Here is a 20,103-nt window from a genome sequence, read left to right as displayed (position 1 = left end):
ATCAGAATTTCATTTCGTCGAAGAAGCTTTTCACACCTTCAAACCAGGAGGTCTTCTTCGGACCATGCTCTGTGCCGTTGCTGGCATCCAGCGTCTTCTGGAATTCTTCCAGCAGTTCTTTCTGGCGCTTGGTGAGATTCACCGGCGTTTCCACGATCACGCGGCACAGCAGATCACCGGCGGGGCCGCCACGAACCGGACTGACGCCCTTGTTGCGCAACCGGAAGAGTTTTCCGGTCTGGGTTTCCGGTGGAATCTTCAGTTTCACCCGGCCATCCAGTGTCGGCACCTCAAGCTCTCCACCCAGGGAGGCATCAACGATGCTGATGGGCACTTCACAATAGAGATTGCGGCCATCGCGGGTGAAAATCGAATGTTCCCGCACGGCAATCTGCACATACAGATCTCCGGGAGGACCACCATCGATGCCCATCTCGCCTTCACCGGAAAGACGAATGCGGTCACCGGTGTCCACGCCGGGCGGCACCTTGACCGACAGTGTTTTCTCTTCCTGAACCCGACCCTGACCGTGACAGGCATTACAGGGGTTCTTGATGATCTGGCCGGAGCCCCGGCAGGTCGGACACGCCTGCTGCACGGTAAAGAAGCCCTGCTGCATGCGCACCTGCCCCATACCTTTACAGGTACCACAGGTTTCCGGGCGAGAGCCTTTTTCAGCGCCGCTGCCATCGCAAACTTCACACTCGCGATGCCCCGGGATCTGGATCTGAACGGTCTTGCCCTTTACGGCCTCCTCCAGATCAAGCTCCAGGGTGTACCGCAGGTCGGCACCGCGGGTATTGCGGCCCCGACCGCCGCCACCACCAAAAATGTCACCAAATACATCGCCGAAGATATCGGAGAAGCTGGCACCGCCGCCTCCGAATCCGCCGCCACCGGCCTGACCGTCTACGCCGGCGTGACCAAACTGGTCGTAGGCAGCCCGTTTGGACGGCTCTGCCAGTACTTCGTAGGCTTCGCTGGCCTCTTTGAACTTGTTCTCGGCTTCGGCGTCGTCCGGGTTACGGTCGGGGTGATACTTCATGGCGAGCTTTCGGTAGGCTCGCTTGATTTCCTTCTCGTCCGCGTCCCGGGAAATCCCGAGAATCTCGTAATAATCGCGCTTGGCCATGCTTTTAAAACCCTGTTTTTAAACGCGGAAAACGCGGGGAACTCCCCGCGTTTTCCAACTGCCTGATGTACGTCAGATTTATCGCTTGTCGTCGTCTTTGACTTCTTCAAACTCAGCATCGACGGCGTCGTCAGACTGCTGGCCCTGGGCTTCTTCCTGCCCACCGGCCTGCTGGGCCTGATCCGCCTGATCTGCATACATCTTCTGGGCCAGCTCGGAAGAAACTTCAGTCAGCTTCTGAGTCTTGGCTTCGATGTCTTCCTTGTCGGAACCTTCCAGAGCTTCTTCCAGCTCCTTGACGGAAGCTTCGATAGACTCTTTCTCGCTGTCGCTGACCTTGTCACCGGCGTCCTTCAGGGTCTTGCGAACGGCGTGGACCATTGCATCACCCTGGTTGCGAACCTGGACAAGCTCTTCGAACTTGCGATCTTCCTCAGCGTTGGCCTCGGCGTCCTGAACCATCTTTTCGATCTCGTCATCGTTCAGGCCGGAAGAGGCCTTGATCACGATGGACTGCTCTTTGCCAGTCGCCTTGTCCTTCGCGGACACGTTAAGGATACCGTTGGCATCAATATCGAAGGTGACTTCGATCTGCGGAACTCCGCGTGCTGCCGGCGGAATGTCAGCCAGATCAAAACGACCCAGAGATTTGTTCTGGTTCGCCTGCTTACGCTCACCCTGGACCACGTGAATGGTCACGGCAGTCTGGTTGTCATCCGCTGTTGAGAAGGTCTGCGACTTCTTGGTCGGGATCGTCGTATTCTTGTCGATCAAAGGAGTCGCCACACCGCCCATGGTTTCGATACCCAGGGTCAGCGGGGTAACGTCCAGCAGCAGAACGTCTTTTACATCACCGGACAGTACGGCCGCCTGGATGGCAGCACCCATAGCCACGGCTTCATCCGGGTTGACGTCCTTGCGAGCCTCTTTGCCGAAGAACTCTTTAACTTTTTCCTGAACCAGCGGCATGCGGGTTTGACCACCGACCAGAATCACTTCGTCGATTTCGCCAGCTTTCATACCTGCGTCTTGCAGAGCAACCTTACACGGCTCCAGACTGCGCTGAACCAGCTCTTCCACCAGGGATTCCAGCTTGGCGCGGGTCAGTTTTACATTCATGTGCTTGGGACCTGACGCGTCTGCTGTGATGTACGGCAGGTTAACGTCGGTCTGCTGGCTGCTCGAAAGCTCGATCTTGGCCTTTTCACCGGCTTCTTTCAGACGCTGCATGGCCAGAGAGTCGCCGCGCAGATCAATACCGCTGTCTTTCTTGAACTGGTCTGCCAGGAACTCGATGATCTTCATATCGAAGTCTTCACCACCGAGGAAGGTGTCGCCGTTGGTCGCCAGCACTTCAAACTGGTGCTCGCCATCCACATCAGCAATTTCGATGATGGACAGGTCAAAGGTACCACCGCCGAGGTCATAAACTGCAACGGTGCGATCACCGCTCTTCTTGTCCAGGCCATAGGCCAGAGCAGCTGCAGTCGGCTCGTTAATGATGCGCTTCACATCAAGACCGGCAATCTTGCCAGCGTCCTTGGTTGCCTGACGCTGGCTGTCGTTGAAGTAGGCCGGCACGGTGATAACCGCTTCGGTCACTTTCTCGCCAAGGTAATCTTCGGCGGTCTTTTTCATCTTCTTGATGATTTCCGCAGAAACCTGCGGGGGCGCCATCTTTTCACCCTTCACTTCTACCCAAGCGTCGCCATTGTCAGCCTTGGCGATCTTGTAAGGCACCATCTTGATGTCTTTCTGAACCACGTCGTCTTCGAACCGACGACCGATCAGACGCTTGATGGCGTACAGGGTGTTGTTCGGGTTGGTTACCGCCTGGCGCTTGGCTGACTGGCCAACCAGGGTCTCACCATCGTCGGTGTAAGCGATGATGGACGGGGTGGTGCGATCACCCTCGGCGTTTTCAATTACCTTCACCTTGTCGCCATCCATGATGGCCACACAAGAGTTGGTCGTTCCCAGGTCAATACCGATAATCTTGCTCATTGAGTCACTCCAATTCTTCTGAATGCTTTCCCGGAGGGCAATTGCCTCCGCTTTCGCTATTTACTGGCTATATTGGCGCTTTAATCGGCTTTTCAAGCCTGCTCATCAATTTTTGGTGCATCTTCTGCCTTGGCGACCACCACCATGGCCGGCCGCACCACGCGGCCATTCAGCAGATACCCTTTCTGCACCACGGCGACCACACTGTTCGGCTCTGCATCCGGCGACGGCACCATGGACATGGCTTCGTGCTGCTGCGGATCGAACGGTTCGCCAACCGGGTTGATCTGCTCAACATTGAATTTCTTCAGACTGGACATGAACAGATTCAGGGTCATTCCCACGCCTTCACGGATCGAGGCAACCGCTTCACCCGAATCTTCATGCCCCTCAGTGCTCTCGACTGCCTTCTCCAGGCTGTCGGCAACCGGCAGCAGCTCTTTGACGAACTTTTCCAAAGCAAACTTGTGGGCCTTCTCCACATCAATCTCGGCGCGACGCCGAACGTTCTGCATCTCCGCCTGGGAGCGCAGCATCTGCTCCTGGAACTCCTGAACCTGAGCCTTGAGCGCCTCCACTTCTGAGGTCTCGCTGTCTCCCGCGTCTCCTTCAGCAGACTGGGCTTCCTCTTTGGCAGCCTCGAGGGCTTCGTTCAGTTCCTCGTGCTCATTCCGGTTCTCGTCAGTGCTCATGGCTACTCCTGCTTGGTCTAAAACGGCCCGCTATCCGTGGCCGGTTAAACATGGGCTCCGGCCCCGGCGAGCCGGAAAACGTCGTTGCGAACGGATATGGGGCCCGCTCCTCAGGTTTCAACCACCAATGCCTGCAATCCTGAAGAAAATCCCGTCCCGAGGTTTGCAAACCGCAAAAACCCTGTATATATTCACAGTCACTGTATACATGCACAGTATTTTGCCGGTCTCAGGAAAAACGCGGAGGTTATCTGCATGCTGACTCAACTTACGGTTTCCAATTACGCCATCGCCGAACGGGTGGAACTCCAGTTCCGCAAGGGCATGACCGCATTGACCGGCGAGACCGGGGCCGGCAAATCCATTGTGCTCGACGCCCTGGGCCTCGCCATGGGTGGTCGCGCAGATGCCGGCGCGGTCCGCCACGGCGCCAAACGAGCCGATATCACCGCCACCTTTGACGTATCCGACATTCCCGAGGCCGGCAAATGGTTGGCAGAGCACGAGCTGGATGACGAGAACGACTGCATTCTGCGCCGAGTCATCAGCAAGGATGGCCGCTCCCGCGCCTACATCAATGGCCAGCCCTGCCCACTGAATCACCTGAAGGAACTCGGTGGCGTATTGATGGATATTCACAGCCAGCACCAGCATCAGTCCCTGTTGCGCAAAGACACTCACCGCAAACTGGTGGACGAGTTTGCGGGCGTTGAGGCCCTGGCCGCCGATACCCGCGAAGCCTGGAGAGCGTGGAACCAGATCCGTCAAAGGCTGACCGAGCGCCAGCAGAATGCCGATGAAGCAGAGGCAAAACTGCAGCTGTTGCGTTACCAGGTGGAAGAACTGGATCGCCTGGCGCTGGAAGACGGTGAGCAGGAACAACTGGAGCAGGAGCAGGCCCAACTGAGCCAGGCCGACACGGTTCTGCATAACAGCCACCAGGCGGCCCTGCTCTGCACGGAAGATGAAACCAGCGCGGTCGATCTGGTCCGCCAGGCACTGCAGCAGCTGGAACAGCTTCCAGTGGATGTGCCCGCACTGGCCGATACCATTCAGATGCTGAACGAAGCCCAGATCCAGATCAGAGAGGCCGGCGACAACCTGCGCCACTTTGTCGAAGACTACGAGGCTGATCCGGCTCGGCTGGCAGAAGTGGAAGAACGCCTGAGCGCCATTTATCAGATGGCCCGCAAACACCGGATTACACCGGAGGAACTACCGGAACTGCATCAGCGCCTGAGCGCCGAGTTAGCGGAACTTGATGGCGGCGAAGGCAGTCTGGAACAGCTGGAAGCTGACCTGGAAAGCCAGCGCGGACGCTTCGATGAACTGGCCGAAAAACTGTCAGAAGCCCGCGCCAAAGCCGCCGCTGAACTGGACCAGCGGGTCGCAGCCGAGCTTGCCCACCTGAGCATGCCAAACATGCAGTTCATTACCCACCTGAATCGCAACAACGGCGAGGAACCGACGCCCCACGGGCTGGAAGAGGTTGAATTTCTGGTCAGCGCCAACCCGGGCCAGCCAGCCCGGCCATTGGCCAAAGTGGCCTCCGGCGGCGAGCTGTCGCGGATCAGTCTTGCCATTCAGGTAGTCGTTGCCCAGACCTCAACCACGCCCACGCTGGTCTTCGACGAAGTGGACGTAGGGATTGGCGGTGGCACGGCCGAAGTGGTTGGCCAACTACTCCGAACCCTTGGCAGCAATGGTCAGGTGCTTTGCGTCACCCATCTGCCGCAAGTGGCAGCCCAGTGCCACCAGCACCTGTTTGTCAGCAAATTTACCGAGCAGGATGCAACCTTCTCGAAAATCGAGACGCTGGACGATCAGGGCAGAATCAGTGAAGTGGCGAGAATGCTGGGCGGCGTGGACATGACCGAACATACAATCGCTCATGCCAAAGAAATGTTTTCAAAGGGGCAGGCAACCCATCACTGAGCCGCAAGCAACTATCCACTACCCCTCTCGATCCTGAGAGCTGTTGGGGCGGGCCAAAAAACCCGCCCCTTTTTTTTCGTCAGACCATCAGGCTCAGGACTTGGTGGGCTTTACGTACAAAATCAGGCTGTGATCGACGATTTCGTAGCCATGCTCTTCAGCAATTTTCTTCTGGCGCTCTTCAATCACCTCGTCGACAAACTCGATGACCTCACCAGTCTGAGTGCAGACCATGTGGTCGTGGTGGTCGTCGCCGGCCATTTCAAATACAGCATGACCACCTTCAAAGTTGTGGCGCAATACCAGTCCAGCCGCTTCAAACTGCGTAAGCACACGGTAGACTGTTGCCAGCCCCACGTCATCGCCTTGCTCCAGAAGCTTCTTGTATACATCTTCGGCACTGAGGTGATGTTCCTCCGCTGTCTCCAGAATATTGAAGATTTTCACTCGTGGCAGAGTCACTTTCAGACCGACTTTTCGCAATTCGGCGTTTTCAGATGACATGTTACTATTCACTCTTTGGTGTGCCTCACGGCTTCCGGTATGATGAAGCCGCCATTGAACGGTTAAACCGTGTCACACCTGCCCCTGGCAGGCGATTTCAAGATAGAGGATTTCCCCCGGCGATGCAAAAGCTCACAGCTCTCATTCTCACTTTCGTTCTATCCGGTTGCGTTTTCCCGGGCGTCTACAAAATCAACGTCCAGCAAGGAAACATCGTTACCGATGAAGAGCTGACGCAGCTGACTGAGGGCATGCCTCGCAGCCAGGTGCATGCGGTCATGGGAACCCCGCTTATGCTCAACCCCGTTGATCTCTCCCGCGAATACTATATTTACACCTTCCAGAGGCAAGGCGGAGACATCCAGGAACAAAGAATCATCGTTTACTACGAAAACGACCAGTATGCCTACTACGAGGCCCAGCTGCTGGAAGAAACCCCGGCCTACTGAGACTAACCTTTCTTTTTCGCCCGGTTCAGTCGCGCCTGCTTCGGGTCGATCTTTAGCGGGCGATACAGCTCAACCCGGTCGCCTTCGCGAAGTTCGTGTGCGGCCGGATCCTTGATCACCTTCCCGAACACGCCCATATCAATGCCATCCGGGTCGATTTCCGGAAAAATATCGGTAATCCCAGAGAGCTTGGTCGCCTCCAGAGCGGTGGTCCCCTCCGGCACGTTCACCGGCACGATTTCCTGTCTGTCAGGCCTGGCATAGGCCACTTCCACCTGAATCATGCGCCCTCCTTCCGGTACAGTTCATCGGCACGACGACAGAACGCATCAACCATTGTATTGGCCGCCTGGCTGAATACCGGCCCGAAGGTCATCCTTGAAAGCGATCCGGAAAACTCGAACTCCAGAGTCAAAATCACCTTGCAGGCATTGTCGTCCAGGGATTTGAAATGCCAGCGCCCCGTCAGGTTGCGAAAGGGGCCGTCCACCAGATTCATCTCAATCGCCTCCGGCATCAGCAACTGATTCCGGGTCGTCAGTTTATGCCGCACCCCACCCTTGGCAATTTCCAGGGACGCGGTTACCTGCTCTGGCTGGCGCTCATGAATCTCCGCTCCCGCGCACCAGGGCAGAAACTCCGGGTAACGGGCAATGTCGTTAACCAGGTGAAACATGCGCTCGGCGGAGTGCATTACCAAAGCTGTTTTATCGATCTGATGGGGCATTGGAACCGGTTGTCCTGCTTACAAACACACTATGAAAAGATTGCAGACTTCTGGAAAGGAAGACAGCCTTAATCACACACTATGATAAAGGATATCATCCTGTTTTGGGGCTTTTTCGCCTGACTTACCATCTCCCCCTTCCTTTGCCGGCGGTTTCTGGTCTGCCGCAGGCGCCGAGTTATCAGCCCCAGCCGCTTCGCCATCCGATTCTGCGGGTGTCGCGGCAAATGACCGATCTTTCGATAGCGCTTCACCATCCTCTGAAAGCAGGACGGCGGACTGCTCGCACCAGGCCGCGGCGTTACCGTTGCTGCAGAGGTTGGCCAAAGAAAAGGCCGTGTACTGGATCCCTATCCAGGCAACGACGATGGGCAACACCAGGCGCATCACCCAGAACCAGATGCCGGCGAACAGTCTCGGCGCGGCGCCCAGCATGGTACCGGAAAGATGTCTGGTCAGGCACCAGCCGGTGAACAGCGCAATCAGGATGGCCACCAGGGGAATCAGGAGGCCACCGGTGACCAGTTCCAGCCAGCGGAACAGGGTAGCTCCGCCAACCCGCTGCTCGGCCCAAACATTAAACGACAGCAGAGAGGCGAGCCCCGCCAACCAAACCGCCAGGCCAATGAGGAGCACCGAGAGCGTTCTGGGCGCTCCGGTCCACTCGCGGAACCAGCCGACAATCGGCTCCAGCAAGTTCAGTGATGTGGTCCAGACAATCAGCACCACCATCAGGAACACGGCCGCAATCACGAACTGGCTTGCAGGCAACTGGGCCAGCGTTACCGGCATGGACACAAACAGCAGACTGAAGCCCCTTTCACCGTCAAAGCTGTTGCCGTCTGTCGCGATCGCAAAGATCATCAATCCGGCGAGGATGGCTACCAGGGTATCCATCAGTACCACCGCCAGAATCGAACGCTTCAGGCGGGTGTGTGACGTGGTGTAGGAACCCAGTATGGCCCAGACCCCCATCCCAAGACCGAGGGTGAAGAAGGCGTGGAACAGGGCCGCTTTCAGGCTCTCCCAGGAAAGGTCCTCCGGATGCATCGCCAGAATGTGATTGATAGCGCCGTCGATCCGGCCATGCCAGGCCGCGAGGGCAAACAACACCAGCATCAGCACCAGGGCGCCCGGCACCACCACCCTAAGAGTCCGCTCCAGTCCCTTCACAATGCCCTGTGCCGAGACCCAGAGCACCAGCAGCAGAAAGCAGACATGCCACCCCATGAAAAGCCGGTATCCCCTTGGATCTGACACCAGGCCCGCAAGAATACCGGTTGCCTCTGTCTCGCCGGCACCGGAAAACCGGCCAAGCGCCCCGAAAAACACGTAGGCCAGGGCAATGGCTCCGAATACTGCGGTAAACGAGAGCACCAGAAAGGCTGCCAGTATGCTGAGCCGACCGACCGCCATCCAGGCACGAGACCGTTTGGCACTGCGGATCAGCCCGTCCATGGCCAACACAATTCCATGGCGGGCATAGCGACCTATGGCCGCTTCGGTCACCATCAACGGCAGCGTAACCAGCAGCAAGCAGGCAAGATAAAGCAGGATGAACAGGCCACCACCATGCAAACTGGCCAGATAAGGGAACTGCCACAGATTGGCAAGACCCACGGTAGCGCCCACCGCAGCCCAGAAGAAGGTTGATTTTCGGGTAAAGGACCCGATATGTGTCTGATACGGCGTAGGCATTCGCGTCCCTGAGGCCATTGAGCAGGTCGGGGAGAAGGTCTGGGCCAGTATTGTAGCTGAAGGATCCCGCCGCGCACGAACCAGAAACCGCCACAACGCTGAATTCGTGACCGGTCCGGCACTCCTGGGCTACAATGCGCCTTTTTCCGGCTGCAGCAAGGCCGGCCCGTTCATTCGTCCGACCCCGGATTCATTGATTCATGAGCAAGAAAAAACCCGGAACGCCGAGCAACACCATTGCGCTGAACAAAAAGGCGAAGCACGAGTACCACATTGAGGAACGCTTTGAAGCGGGTCTCGCCCTGCTGGGCTGGGAAGTGAAATCCCTCCGCGCGGGAAAGGCCCAGCTGGTGGACGCCTATGTGCTGCTCAAGGACGGCGAAGCCTGGTTGCTCGGCTCTCACATCACCCCGCTGATTGCGGCATCCACCCACGTGATCGCAGACCCAACGCGCACCCGCAAGCTCCTGCTTCACGCCAAGGAGATTGCCAAGATCGTCGGCAAGGTCAACCAGGCCGGTTACACCTGCATTCCGCTGGCGCTGTACTGGAAAAACAACAAGGTGAAGTGCGAGATTGCCCTGGTGAAAGGCAAGAAGCTGTTCGACAAGCGCGCCACCGAGAAAGAGCGCGACTGGAACCGCCAGAAGCAGCGCATTCTGCGCGAAGTCAACGTCTGATTCCGTTCCCCAGGAATTAACAAATACCTGACGCCGGTCATGGCCGGCGTCGGCCGGTATGTCGCATACTCACTCTCTTTGTTCAGAATTCCAACAGGCCTATACTCGGGAACTCCGGTGCATGGCAAAGGGAGCCGCTTATGTCACCCAAACAGATACCTATGTCCGCTGTAGACCGCGCGTGGCTGCGCATGGACACCCCCCAGAACCCAATGATGATCTGTGGGGTATGGACGCTGGAGCGGCCGATTTCCATGAGCCGCCTCAGGCACACCCTTGAAGAGCGATTTCTCTGCTTCGACCGGTTCCGGCAACGGGTAATCGACACTGGCGACCGCGCCTACTGGCAGGACGATCCCCTGTTCGACCTGGACAACCACCTGCACCGCATCGCCCTGCCGGGCAAGGCCGACAAAGCAGAGCTTCAGAAGCTGGTCAGTGACATGAACAGCACGTCGCTGGATTTTCGGCAACCGCTCTGGCAAATGCACTATATCGACAATTACGGCGACGGCGGCGCACTACTCATCCGTATTCACCACTGTATTGCCGATGGCATCTCGCTGGTTCGTGTAATGCTGTCACTCACCGATAAAACGCCGGAACCCAGGCTGGGCAAAGTGGCCCGCAAGCGTCACTCCAAACCCGGCAGGAAATCAGCAATCCAGAACTTCCTGCACCGTGCCGTGGACAGCGCGCAGACAGCCACCAACCAGGCCAAACTGTTTATCCACTCCGTCCGCGAGGAGCCCAACTACCCGTTAAAACTGGCCACCACCGCCAGCGGCGTAGCCCTTGATCTCCTGAAACTTGGTCTGGCTCCCGTCGAACCCAAAACCGGACTGAAAGAGCCCTTATCCGGACGCAAGCAAGTGGCCTGGGCCGATCCTCTCGACCTTGCCGAAGTAAAAGCCTGCGCCAAGGCTCTGGGGGGCACCATCAACGATGCCCTGCTCTGCACGGTCACCGGGGCCTTACAGCGGCATTTTGCCGCCCATAAGGAGACGATCCCCGAGTGTGGAATCCGCGTGGCCGTGCCGTTCAACCTGCGGCCCCTTGATCAGCCCATCGAAACCCTGGGCAACAAGTTCGGGCTCGTACTGGTTACCCTGCCGGTGGAAGTGAGAGACCCGCTCATGTGCTTCCGCCAGGTGCAGGAGAACATGAACCGGCTCAAGCAGTCCTATCAGGCCCAGGTTACCTACAGCCTGCTTGATATCTTCGGGCGAGGCCCCGATGTTATAGAACGAAGGGCCCTGAATCTGCTCAGCAACAAGGCTTCGGCGGTACTGACCAACGTGCCCGGCCCGAAAGAGCCTCTGTATCTGGCGGGCAGCAAGCTGACCCAGCCCATGTTCTGGGTTCCCCAGAGCGGCACCATCGGAATCGGCATGAGTATTCTCAGTTATGCCGGCACCGTGCAATTCGGCATCACCGTGGACAAGGCCATTCACGCCGACCCGGACGCCGTGATGGGCTACTTCCGGGAAAGCTTCGAGGCCCTGAGCCACGCGGCCCTGGCAGGCCGGAACGGGGCCATTGAACGCAAGGCCAGCTAGGGTTCTAGGTACATCTACAGCCCCGAAAGCACAAAACTGCAACAAAGAAACCTTGAAGTCCGGCAAACCGGACACATATACTGAAGATAAGGGGACGACATGGCTTCGACGCCGGTGGCGAACCCTTGAGTGCATGTCGAGATGGCAGCCAATCTCGTTAATCCAAAGCTGCAACGCAATAGTCGCAAACGACGAAAACTACGCACTAGCAGCGTAAGCTGCTAGTCGTCCTGACCGGGTCGCCCGTAGCCCGGAAGCAACATCTCAGGACGTCATCGCTTACGGGATGCTCCGTTACCCAGAGTTCACTGGTTAACGGCTAAGATTTAAAGAACTCGGTTCTTGCACCCTGGCTCTCGGGTCGCTTGAACTTAAATTAATAGAGAGACGCTAAACATGTAGACCTCAAGGCTGAGTACTGGCGGACGCGGGTTCAATTCCCGCCGTCTCCACCAAACAACCGAGAGAAAGCCCCTGATTTCAGGGGCTTTTTTCGTTATACACCCTCCAAAACCTGGCCGAACGTCAACGAATCGCCAACGGGCATGCGCCCGTATCCGTCTGCGCCTCTGCCAGCCCAAAATCTCCGTGAACGCAAACATACCGATTCACAATGGCCGCAAACGTCCCATCGTCCAGCATTGCTCGCAGCGCAAGATCAAAATCCGCCACAAACTCGGAGCCAACCGATGCTTTGGAGAAAACAAAGAACGCAGGTTTGTTGGATACCACCAGAGAGCTCGGAACAATCGCGCCGGACAGCCCCAGCTCCTTAATCTCGTACAGGCCGGTTAACCTGCTGGCAACCACGCCATCGATTCGATTGCGCGCCAGCATTCTCCAGAGCGACTCCCGGCGGGAGAGATACTGAATATTTTTTTCGTAGTCCGGATTCTGAACAAGGGCGCTGTATTCGTCGCTATAGGACACGTTAATCTGGGCGCCGAGCCTGAAATCCGATTCCAGCAGTACCCTCAGTCCGCTGAAGTCGAACCTGGCCTTGTCAGACCGTCGAACAAACAAGATATTGGGGGATACCAGGCCAACCACTTCCGAGTAGTGGGCATACTGTTCGCGCTCGGGCGTCCGATAGGCACCGGAGAGCATATCCACCCGCCCATCACGCAGTTCCCGGAGCGCCCTCGCCCATGGCAGCTTTTGCAGCGAAAGACTGCAACCAAGGCGCTCCATGGCTTCCCGAGCGAGATCGGCATCAATGCCCACCACTTCATCTTCCTTGAGCATGAAATAAGGCGGATCATCATCCCAGCGCAGGGTGATGTCGCAGTCACCATAGCTGGGGGCAGCAAAACAGAGAACAGACGCGAGGACCAAAGCAGATTTGCGCAAAACCGGCCCAAATAAGCGCAGGGGCAACAACTGCGAGAACGGGAATCCGTTACTCTTGCCTGTATACATCTTTGGTGCCGCTGATGAGGGGAACTTCGTTCAATATAGACCAATAACTCCTTGGCTCAAAACCGTGTGCTAGGCAGGTCAGTACTAACCCTTCCGTCATCTTGTAGTCATGCACTGTTTACTCAATCAAGGTAGTGTCTGAGAACTGCCAAAAGGAGCATCAACCAACACCATGAACCAACCAGACGACCCAGCCAGCCTGACAGAGCTCCTGGAGCGCCTCCGCTTGAACACCGCGGGGCAGGCTCAGGTGTCTGTGGGCGACGTACTGGAAGCCGTCGGTGAGCGCTCATTCGGGCCGATCGTTCTGATCGCCGGTGTTATTACCCTTGCGCCGCTGATCGGTGACATTCCCGGGGTACCCACGCTGCTCGGCCTGATGGTGTTGCTTACCCTGGGGCAACTGGTGTTTCAGCGACATTCGGTCTGGATTCCGTCAAAGCTGGCGCGCCGAAACATTGAAAGAGAAAAGCTTGCCCAAGGCCTCGACTGGATGGCGAAGCCTGCCCGTTTTATGGATCGCTGGACGAAACAACGGCTGATCTGGCTGGTCACGGGGCTGGGGCAATACGTTATGGCGGTCATTTGTATGGCCGTAGCCGCCGCCATGCCACTGATGGAAGTGATTCCTTTCAGCGCCAACGGTGCTGGCCTAGCCCTGATGGCATTTGGACTGGCCATTGTGGCCCGGGACGGCCTGCTCGCCCTGGTAGCGATCCTGGCTACCGGGGGAACCGTCTGGTTTATTCTGAATAACCTTCCCTGGTAGCCAAACACTTTTGGCATAATAGCCAGAGATACCTGCTACTGTTGAATCTCCACCAGCAAGGGTAAAACCATGACCATTCTGATTACAGGCGCCAATCGCGGCATCGGTAAGGGGCTTGCCGATGAGTGGCGGAAAGCGGGCTCTGATGTCATCGGCACGGCCCGCAGTGAGCCGGGCATGGAGCCGCTGGATGTGGCCGAACCGGACAGCATTTCCGCCCTGGGCAAACGCCTGGAGGGAAGCCCGGTTTCAACCCTGGTATGCAATGCCGGCATTCTGATGGATCGCCATGACCAGCTGGACAACGGTTACCCTCCCGAGCTCTGGGCCCAGCACTTCCAGGTCAATGTGACCGGCGTATTCCTGACCATACAGGCGCTGCTGCCCAATCTTAGATTGGCGGTGGCGAACGGCGGCCACCCTAAAATCGCCATCATTTCCAGCAAACTTGGATCCCAAGCCTCTGCCGGTGGCGGACGCTACATCTATCGTGCCTCTAAAGCAGCGGCGCTCAATCTCGGACGCAATCTCGCCATCGATCTGCGCGAGCAAGGCATCGCCGTGGGCATCTACCACCCGGGCTGGGTTGCCACCGACATGGGCGGCAGCAACGCCGAGGTATCGGTTGAACAATCCGTCGATGGCCTTCGGAGGCAGATTGATAATCTCACCCTGGCCGAAACCGGATGTTTCAGAGCGTGGGATGGTCAGGACATTCCGTTCTGAGAGATTACTGGGCACAGTGCTCACCCTCAATCGCTGATGCGGTAGGATTCTGTCACCATTTGAAACAATCCTTCTGAATCCCGACTCATCGTAAAGCTGCTACTATTGCTACATACCCTTGCTTGCCGGCTGAACAGCCTCCGGCAAGCAGCATACTGAACCAACTTCTTGAAAAGGCTCCTGCTTCAGGGGCTTTTGCGGTTGAAAGGACCCGGTTTTATGTCCAGCAAAGCGAAGCAGACCCAGAAACTTCTGCTATTCCGGCTTTCCGGCGAGCGTCTGTTCGGAATCGGAACTCTGAAGATCCGGGAAATCCTGCCTTTCATGCGGCTGACCAAACTGCCTCACAGCCATCATGCGGTCATCGGCACGGCCACCTTCCGAGGCTCCGCCGTTCCGGTGATTGATATGGCAGCGGCAGTCGGCTATCCGCCGCTGACCCAGGAGGAACGGGAAAAGGCCTCGATTATTGTCACCGATATCCAGCGCCAGGAGATCGGCTTTCTGGTGCGCAGCGTTCAGCAGATTATCGAAACCGATTGGAAGTCTGTCATGCCGCCTCCCAAGGCCCTGGGCAGCAAGGCGTTTATCACCGGCCTGCTGGACGTGGATGGCGATATCATTCAGTTGCTGGACGTGGAGTTACTTCTGGCCAAGGTGTACCCGGAATCGCTGGATACCCAGGAGGTCGTTCTCACGGATGTGCAGAGCGAGACCCTCAAGGCCCTGAACATTCTCATGGTGGACGATTCCCAGGTGGCCCGGAAGCAGCTCTCGGATGTGCTGGATAGCAAAGACATCCCCTACCAGGTGACGTCCAATGGCGATGATGCCCTGCAGATCCTTCTGCGGGACCACGAACTGGGCCGGCCCACGGATATTCTGGTCAGCGATATCGAGATGCCGGGGCTGGACGGTTACGAGCTGGCGTTCAATGTCCGGGACAATTCAGCGTTGAAGCAGCCTTACATCATCCTGCATACGTCTCTGAACAGCGAGATGAGCCTGAGCTATGCCAATCAGGTAGGTGCCAACGAGGCACTGACCAAGTTCGATGCCGAAGAGCTGCTTCAGGCAATGCTAAGGGGTGCTGAAGAGGCTCGTTAAGGCCTGAGCTGCTCAATAAATTCGTCCGCGTCAGCCCGCATTTCAGCCAGCTTTTGCTGCCACTCTTCCCGGTAACGGTTCAGGGTTTCCTCACTCAGGCGAGTGAAACGCTCTCCGGTTTCCGCCACGGTGCGGCTGGCGTTGGCGAGGGATTCCATGGTCGGGTCACTCAGCTCATCGGCCTGCCGATCCAGATCCCGGGCAGCCTGTTCCAGAATCACCCGATCGTCCTCGGGTGTCGGCTCGTCGTCTTTCAGGGCTTCTTCCACCGACCGCTCTAGCTCCCGCATGGCGTCCTGCAGTTTTTTGCCGAACTCGTCCATGGCGCTCTCTGCTTGCCGGCCCATTTCATCAGAATAGGCTTCCAGATCCTGCGCCAGCTGCTCCATTTGCTGCTCAAAATCGTCAGAAGATGAGGACAAACGGGCGCTGAGCTCCTCGCCAAGCCGGCTGAGCTCACCCATGATGCTGTTGAACGGTGAGGGATTGAGGATGGCCTCGCCGGTGCGGTCGTAATCCACCAGCCATTGCTCCTGAAAGCGCACGAGGTAGGTGACCAGCTCCAGCCGCTCGCCTTCGGTGCCCGCCTCGGCGGGCAGGCGGGTTACGATGGTGGCTTCACGGTCTTCGATGATCACCCGGCCGAACGATGGCACGGCGTCGGTCCAGCTGCGCTTGTAACCGTCGAACGCGGCGGACTCCGCCAGGGTGGAGTACTCCATAACGTCGTCGGCATCGTTCTCGGCCATGGCCTGCCAGAAGGCAGCCGCCACTTCCTGGGGCGTCTCGGGGTTGCTGCAACCAGCGAGCATGGTCAGTGTAAGGGCCGCAATCAGGCCACGTGTCAGGAAACGGATCATTGCTGTGCTACCTCGGGTTCAACATCCGCAGAGCATGATACACCCCTTACAGCCTGCAGGTCAGTTCCGCCAGCTCCTCATCAAACACCCGACGGTTTTCACTGTAATCCACCGGCACCTCTACCAGGTGGACACCGCCGTCTGCCAGGGCGCGTTCCAGAATTGGCCTCAGGTCTTCCGTGCGGGTTACCCGGCGCCCTTTGGCACCATAGGATTCGGCGTAGGTGACAAAATCCGGATTACGATAATCCAGCCCGAAATCAGTGTAACCCTCCTGCGCCTGCTTCCACTTGATCATGCCGTAGGCACTGTCGTTGATAATCAGCACCACCAGGTTCAGGTTGAGGCGCACCGCGGTTTCAAGTTCCTGGCTGTTCATCATGAAGCCGCCATCGCCGCAGACCGCCATCACCTTGAGTTCCGGATACAGCATGGAGGCCATCATCCCGCTGGGCAGGCCCGCACCCATGGAGGCCAGCGCGTTGTCGAGAAGCACGGTATTGTTGTCGTAGGCCGGGTAATTGCGGGCAAACCAGAGTTTGTACATGCCGTTATCCAGGGTGATGATCCCGTTCTCCGGCATCACCTGACGCACATCATGAACAATACGCTGGGGAATCACCGGGAAGCGGTCGTCCTCGGCCCGCTCCTGCAGATGGGCGTCCACCGCCTCTTTCACTTCCATCAGGCGAGTGAAGTCGTGGTTGGCGCATTGGCCACAGTTCTCGGCCATGTATTCCACGCTGTTGGCGATATCCCCCACCACCTCATGCTGGGGAAAATACACCGGGTCCACGTCAGCCGCACTGAAGTTCACATGAATGACCTTCTTGCCGCCGGGGGTCATAAAGAAGGGTGGCTTTTCCACCACATCGTGGCCGACATTGATCACCAGATCGGCACGATCGATCGCACAGTGCACGAAGTCCCCGGCCGACAGGGCGGCATTGCCCAGGTAACGTGGGTGCCGCTCATCCACCACGCCCTTGCCCATCTGGGTGGTAAAGAACGGGATGCCGGTGACATTAACCAGGTGCAGCAGCGCCTGGGACACCCGCTTCCGGTTGGCGCCGGCACCAATCATGATCAGCGGGTGCCGCGCTTCGCGCAGCATCTCGCAGGCCATCTCCAGACTCTTGGGGCTAGCCGAGGGCCGGCGGGCATCACTGGGTTTGAAGATATGGGTGTCAGATTCGGGTGCCTCGTCGGCGATGTCTTCCGGCAACTCGAGATGCACCGCGCCCGGACGTTCTTCAGAGGCCAGACGGAAGGCTTCCCGAACCTTGGCAGGGATGGTGTTGGCATTGCTGATTTGCCGGGTGTACTTGGTGAGCGGACGCATCAGGTCCACCACATCCAGAATCTGGAATAACCCCTGCTTGGAGGACTTTATGGGCTTCTGGCCCGAGATCATCATCATGGGCATACCGCCCAGCTGGGCGTAGGCGGCCGCAGTCACGAAGTTGGTGGCGCCGGGCCCGAGCGTGGAAAGGCAGACCCCCACCCGGCCCGTCAGGCGGCCATAGGTGGCGGCCATGAAGCCGGCGGCCTGCTCATGTCGATTGAGCACCAGTTGAATGCTGGAGGTTCTCAGGGCCTCGAGGAAAGCAAGGTTCTCCTCCCCGGGCACCGCGAAAATGTATTCAACGCCTTCGTTTTCCAGCGCCCGGATAAACAACTCGGCCCCGTTTTGGGCCGGGGTCTGTTCGTTGGCCATGGCCTTCCTCTTGATCTGTGGGTTCCGGGTGATCAGCAGGTTCCGGGATCAATCGGTTATGGGCGGCTCTGCCTGGAGGGCGTCCGCCGGCAAGCGATCCTTACCCCAACTGCGATGCACACCTTCTGTTACGCGCCGAAGGGCATCCTCGTTCACTTCCGCCGGCTCTCCCCGCTCCAGGGGATCATAGTGGAAGATGTACAGCCGTGATGTGAACTGTTCGAATGGCAGCGACGACTCGCCAAAACGCTCTCCGTTGCCAGACGTACTGACTTTGACCCCATCGCCCCAGTTCTGGCCACTGTCGTTATTGGGATTGAAGAAATAAATCCGCATCTCACCTTCCGGGTCGAGCGCGGACCGGAGAATGGTAATGGCGTGCCAGCCGATAAACCGGGCGGCACTGTCGGTAACAGCAATACCCGCAGGCTGCGGGTGGATCAGCGGCTGATTGCCGTTGTAATAGGGATGATAACTGGCGTAGAAATGCCGTATAAAGCCTTCCAGATCATGCAGCTTGCCAGTGGCCACATCCACGTTGATGGCAAACCCGCGCCCGGCAGACCAGCCGTGGAACTCCGGGTTTACCCATTTATGGGGATCACCCTCGCGCCCGACGCACAACCGGCCCATCTCCACATAAATGCGGTCCAGATGCGGCACCACTACCAGAGAAACCGGATCAAGATCCAGCGTCACCTCGGACGCGACACCGCCGACACTGCGCGCCGATGACACCGGCTGACCTTCAAAGTGAATGACGATTTCATTGTCTCGAGCAGCCCAGGCCACCATCTGCAAGAGATAATCCGGATCGTTATACGCCCACATCGAGAGCGCACGGGCCGACTGGCAGGTGGGGTTGTTGCCCTGCCCTACTCCCAAAGGCTGGCCCAACATATTCAACACGCCCTGAATCAGCCAGGCATTCGGTTGCGGTTGATAGCCATAGGCCAGCTCAAGTCTCTCCCGCGCATGAGGACAGAGAGACAGCCGTGCCTGGCGCCACAGACCCGGCGCAACAGGAGGTTGATAAAGAATACCCCTTTCCAGAAGCAGCGCCAGGCCATAAATGCCCTGGGCGGTTTCCGGATAGACCCCTTCTTCAATCAGGGTGTGGACCAGCTCCCGATAACACATCAGGCAATCCCGGCCAGTGCTGGACAGACCCAGCGCCTCGCTGAGCAAAGTGTCCTGGTCCGCCAGGATGAAACGTATAAACGAGGCATGATAAGGGGAGACCAGGCCGGTATCGTGCATGGACCGCGCAAACCCGGTGGCTTCGTTCTGCAGGGCCTGGGCGTCCATGGTTTCCAACCGCTGCTCGTAGACCACGGTTCCGGGGTCTTCACTGCAGGCCCGGGTGGGGCCATAGAGGCTGGAGATCAACCGGTCGGCACCGCGCCCCGCGCTGCCCAGATCGGCCTGCGGATCGGCCCGGCAAAGGGCAATCTGCGTAATCATCTTGCGCACATCCGATACCTGGATCGGTCGCTGCTCAAGAATCCGCCAGATTTCCTCGATCAGACTGTCAATGACATGCTCGTAGCCGATGTGGTGGGCCACGTACTGCACAAGGCTCTGGCTGATCAGCGCGAGCTTGCCCTGCTCCCGCTCAGCCTCGCCGGTCATTCCAAACAGCAGGCCCAAATTGATGGCCAGGACTTGCGTCAGGTAATGGTGGGCCTGTTCAGCCGACACCGAAGGGTGCAGATAGCTGCCCCGGGCGACGGCAAGCAGCCTCAATTCGCTGAAGGCCTCGATGACAACGGTGTCGGCATTCTGGCTCTGCAGCGAATAGGTTGTCAGCGTGGGAAGAAGAATCCCGGGTTCGGCCCAGTCGGTGCCGGCAAAGACGCCCGCCAGTTCAAGGCGCTCAGCGCGCTCCTCGATGATCCGGCAGCCATCCGGCTGCAGCAGGATCCGGCGGGCAATATCCAGCACGCGCGGCAACTTGCCGGCCTTGGTAAAAGACCGGCTTTCTTCCAAAGCCTGAATTGCGTCATCCAGGCGTTGAGCCAGCTTGTCGAGGTTCACAGCTGGCGCTGCGCTGCCCGGTTGGTGATCGTTCAAACGATAATCCTCAGGGCCTGGCACCAAACCCGTTTGTTGTTAATGCTTCTCC

At 57.9% G+C, this 20,103-nt stretch carries 18 protein-coding genes and 1 other RNA gene; 8 read left to right on the top strand and 11 right to left on the bottom strand.

Annotated elements, in window-relative coordinates; all coding sequences use genetic code 11:
- Nucleotide 1 precedes the first annotated feature (1 nt).
- The 3 genes from dnaJ to grpE form a co-directional block, all read right to left on the bottom strand.
- Nucleotides 2-1,132 (bottom strand): molecular chaperone DnaJ, encoded by a 1,131-nt coding sequence (gene dnaJ / locus FMN52_RS12365; protein WP_148608897.1) that lies wholly within the window; start codon nucleotides 1,130-1,132, stop codon nucleotides 2-4.
- 78 nt (nucleotides 1,133-1,210) lie between these two features.
- Nucleotides 1,211-3,136, bottom strand: coding sequence for a molecular chaperone DnaK (dnaK, locus tag FMN52_RS12360; RefSeq protein ID WP_148608896.1), 1,926 nt, complete (start codon nucleotides 3,134-3,136; stop codon nucleotides 1,211-1,213).
- A gap of 92 nt (nucleotides 3,137-3,228) precedes the next feature.
- Nucleotides 3,229-3,828, bottom strand: coding sequence for a nucleotide exchange factor GrpE (grpE, locus tag FMN52_RS12355; RefSeq protein ID WP_148608895.1), 600 nt, complete (start codon nucleotides 3,826-3,828; stop codon nucleotides 3,229-3,231).
- 255 nt (nucleotides 3,829-4,083) lie between these two features.
- On the opposite strand from grpE, the gene recN reads away from it, so the two are divergent.
- Complete coding sequence (gene recN, locus FMN52_RS12350; RefSeq protein ID WP_148608894.1) at nucleotides 4,084-5,763, top strand: DNA repair protein RecN; 1,680 nt, start codon at nucleotides 4,084-4,086, stop codon at nucleotides 5,761-5,763.
- Nucleotides 5,764-5,856: 93 nt separating this feature from the next.
- Here recN and fur read toward each other — a convergent pair whose 3' ends face one another.
- Nucleotides 5,857-6,267, bottom strand: coding sequence for a ferric iron uptake transcriptional regulator (fur, locus tag FMN52_RS12345; RefSeq protein ID WP_148608893.1), 411 nt, complete (start codon nucleotides 6,265-6,267; stop codon nucleotides 5,857-5,859).
- A 122-nt stretch (nucleotides 6,268-6,389) separates the two neighbouring features.
- On the opposite strand from fur, the gene FMN52_RS12340 reads away from it, so the two are divergent.
- Nucleotides 6,390-6,716, top strand: a complete 327-nt coding sequence (locus FMN52_RS12340; RefSeq protein WP_148608892.1) for an outer membrane protein assembly factor BamE — start codon at nucleotides 6,390-6,392, stop codon at nucleotides 6,714-6,716.
- A gap of 2 nt (nucleotides 6,717-6,718) precedes the next feature.
- Here the strand turns inward: FMN52_RS12340 and FMN52_RS12335 are convergent, their stop codons facing one another.
- The 3 genes from FMN52_RS12335 to FMN52_RS12325 form a co-directional block, all read right to left on the bottom strand.
- Nucleotides 6,719-7,000, bottom strand: coding sequence for an RnfH family protein (locus tag FMN52_RS12335; protein ID WP_162851871.1), 282 nt, complete (start codon nucleotides 6,998-7,000; stop codon nucleotides 6,719-6,721).
- Nucleotides 6,997-7,443 (bottom strand): type II toxin-antitoxin system RatA family toxin, encoded by a 447-nt coding sequence (locus FMN52_RS12330; RefSeq protein ID WP_148608891.1) that lies wholly within the window; start codon nucleotides 7,441-7,443, stop codon nucleotides 6,997-6,999. Before FMN52_RS12330 ends, FMN52_RS12335 begins: the two co-directional genes overlap by 4 nt.
- A gap of 72 nt (nucleotides 7,444-7,515) precedes the next feature.
- Entirely contained in the window at nucleotides 7,516-9,141 is a 1,626-nt protein-coding gene (locus FMN52_RS12325) for a sodium-dependent transporter (RefSeq protein ID WP_148608890.1), read from the bottom strand.
- Between the two features lie 200 nt (nucleotides 9,142-9,341).
- On the opposite strand from FMN52_RS12325, the gene smpB reads away from it, so the two are divergent.
- The 3 genes from smpB (at nucleotide 9,342) to ssrA (ending at nucleotide 11,835) form a co-directional block, all read left to right on the top strand.
- Nucleotides 9,342-9,821, top strand: coding sequence for an SsrA-binding protein SmpB (gene smpB / locus FMN52_RS12320; RefSeq protein ID WP_148608889.1), 480 nt, complete (start codon nucleotides 9,342-9,344; stop codon nucleotides 9,819-9,821).
- 140 nt (nucleotides 9,822-9,961) lie between these two features.
- Entirely contained in the window at nucleotides 9,962-11,380 is a 1,419-nt protein-coding gene (locus tag FMN52_RS12315) for a wax ester/triacylglycerol synthase family O-acyltransferase (RefSeq protein WP_148608888.1), read from the top strand.
- Nucleotides 11,381-11,470: 90 nt separating this feature from the next.
- Nucleotides 11,471-11,835: a transfer-messenger RNA gene (gene ssrA, locus FMN52_RS12310) on the top strand.
- Nucleotides 11,836-11,905: 70 nt separating this feature from the next.
- Here ssrA and FMN52_RS12305 read toward each other — a convergent pair.
- Entirely contained in the window at nucleotides 11,906-12,799 is an 894-nt protein-coding gene (locus FMN52_RS12305) for a transporter substrate-binding domain-containing protein (RefSeq protein WP_148608887.1), read from the bottom strand.
- Nucleotides 12,800-12,971: 172 nt separating this feature from the next.
- Here FMN52_RS12305 and FMN52_RS12300 point away from each other — a divergent pair, with 172 nt between their 5' ends.
- From FMN52_RS12300 to FMN52_RS12290, 3 genes are all read left to right on the top strand, one after another.
- Nucleotides 12,972-13,568 carry an exopolysaccharide biosynthesis protein gene (locus tag FMN52_RS12300; RefSeq protein WP_148608886.1) on the top strand — a complete coding sequence of 199 codons (597 nt, stop codon included), beginning with the start codon at nucleotides 12,972-12,974 and terminating at the stop codon, nucleotides 13,566-13,568.
- 69 nt (nucleotides 13,569-13,637) lie between these two features.
- Nucleotides 13,638-14,294, top strand: coding sequence for an SDR family oxidoreductase (locus tag FMN52_RS12295; protein WP_148608885.1), 657 nt, complete (start codon nucleotides 13,638-13,640; stop codon nucleotides 14,292-14,294).
- 219 nt (nucleotides 14,295-14,513) lie between these two features.
- Nucleotides 14,514-15,401, top strand: a complete 888-nt coding sequence (locus tag FMN52_RS12290) for a chemotaxis protein (protein WP_148608884.1) — start codon at nucleotides 14,514-14,516, stop codon at nucleotides 15,399-15,401.
- Here the strand turns inward: FMN52_RS12290 and FMN52_RS12285 are convergent.
- Genes FMN52_RS12285 through FMN52_RS12275 form a run of 3 tightly spaced genes read right to left on the bottom strand, consistent with a single transcriptional unit; the run spans nucleotide 15,398 to nucleotide 20,051 of the window.
- Nucleotides 15,398-16,261, bottom strand: coding sequence for a hypothetical protein (locus FMN52_RS12285; protein ID WP_148608883.1), 864 nt, complete (start codon nucleotides 16,259-16,261; stop codon nucleotides 15,398-15,400). The two genes, FMN52_RS12290 and FMN52_RS12285, sit on opposite strands and share 4 nt — an antisense overlap.
- A 46-nt stretch (nucleotides 16,262-16,307) precedes the next feature.
- A complete protein-coding gene (locus FMN52_RS12280; protein WP_148608882.1) occupies nucleotides 16,308-17,978 on the bottom strand; it encodes an acetolactate synthase large subunit in 1,671 nt (556 codons plus the stop codon).
- A gap of 48 nt (nucleotides 17,979-18,026) precedes the next feature.
- Complete coding sequence (locus FMN52_RS12275; protein WP_148608881.1) at nucleotides 18,027-20,051, bottom strand: hypothetical protein; 2,025 nt, start codon at nucleotides 20,049-20,051, stop codon at nucleotides 18,027-18,029.
- Nucleotides 20,052-20,103: the final 52 nt, after the last annotated feature.

The organism is Marinobacter sp. BW6 (genome assembly GCF_008107725.1).
Classification (GTDB): domain Bacteria; phylum Pseudomonadota; class Gammaproteobacteria; order Pseudomonadales; family Oleiphilaceae; genus Marinobacter.
The sequence above is the reverse complement of the archived record's forward strand: the minus strand, read 5'-3'. Positions and strand labels throughout refer to the sequence as shown.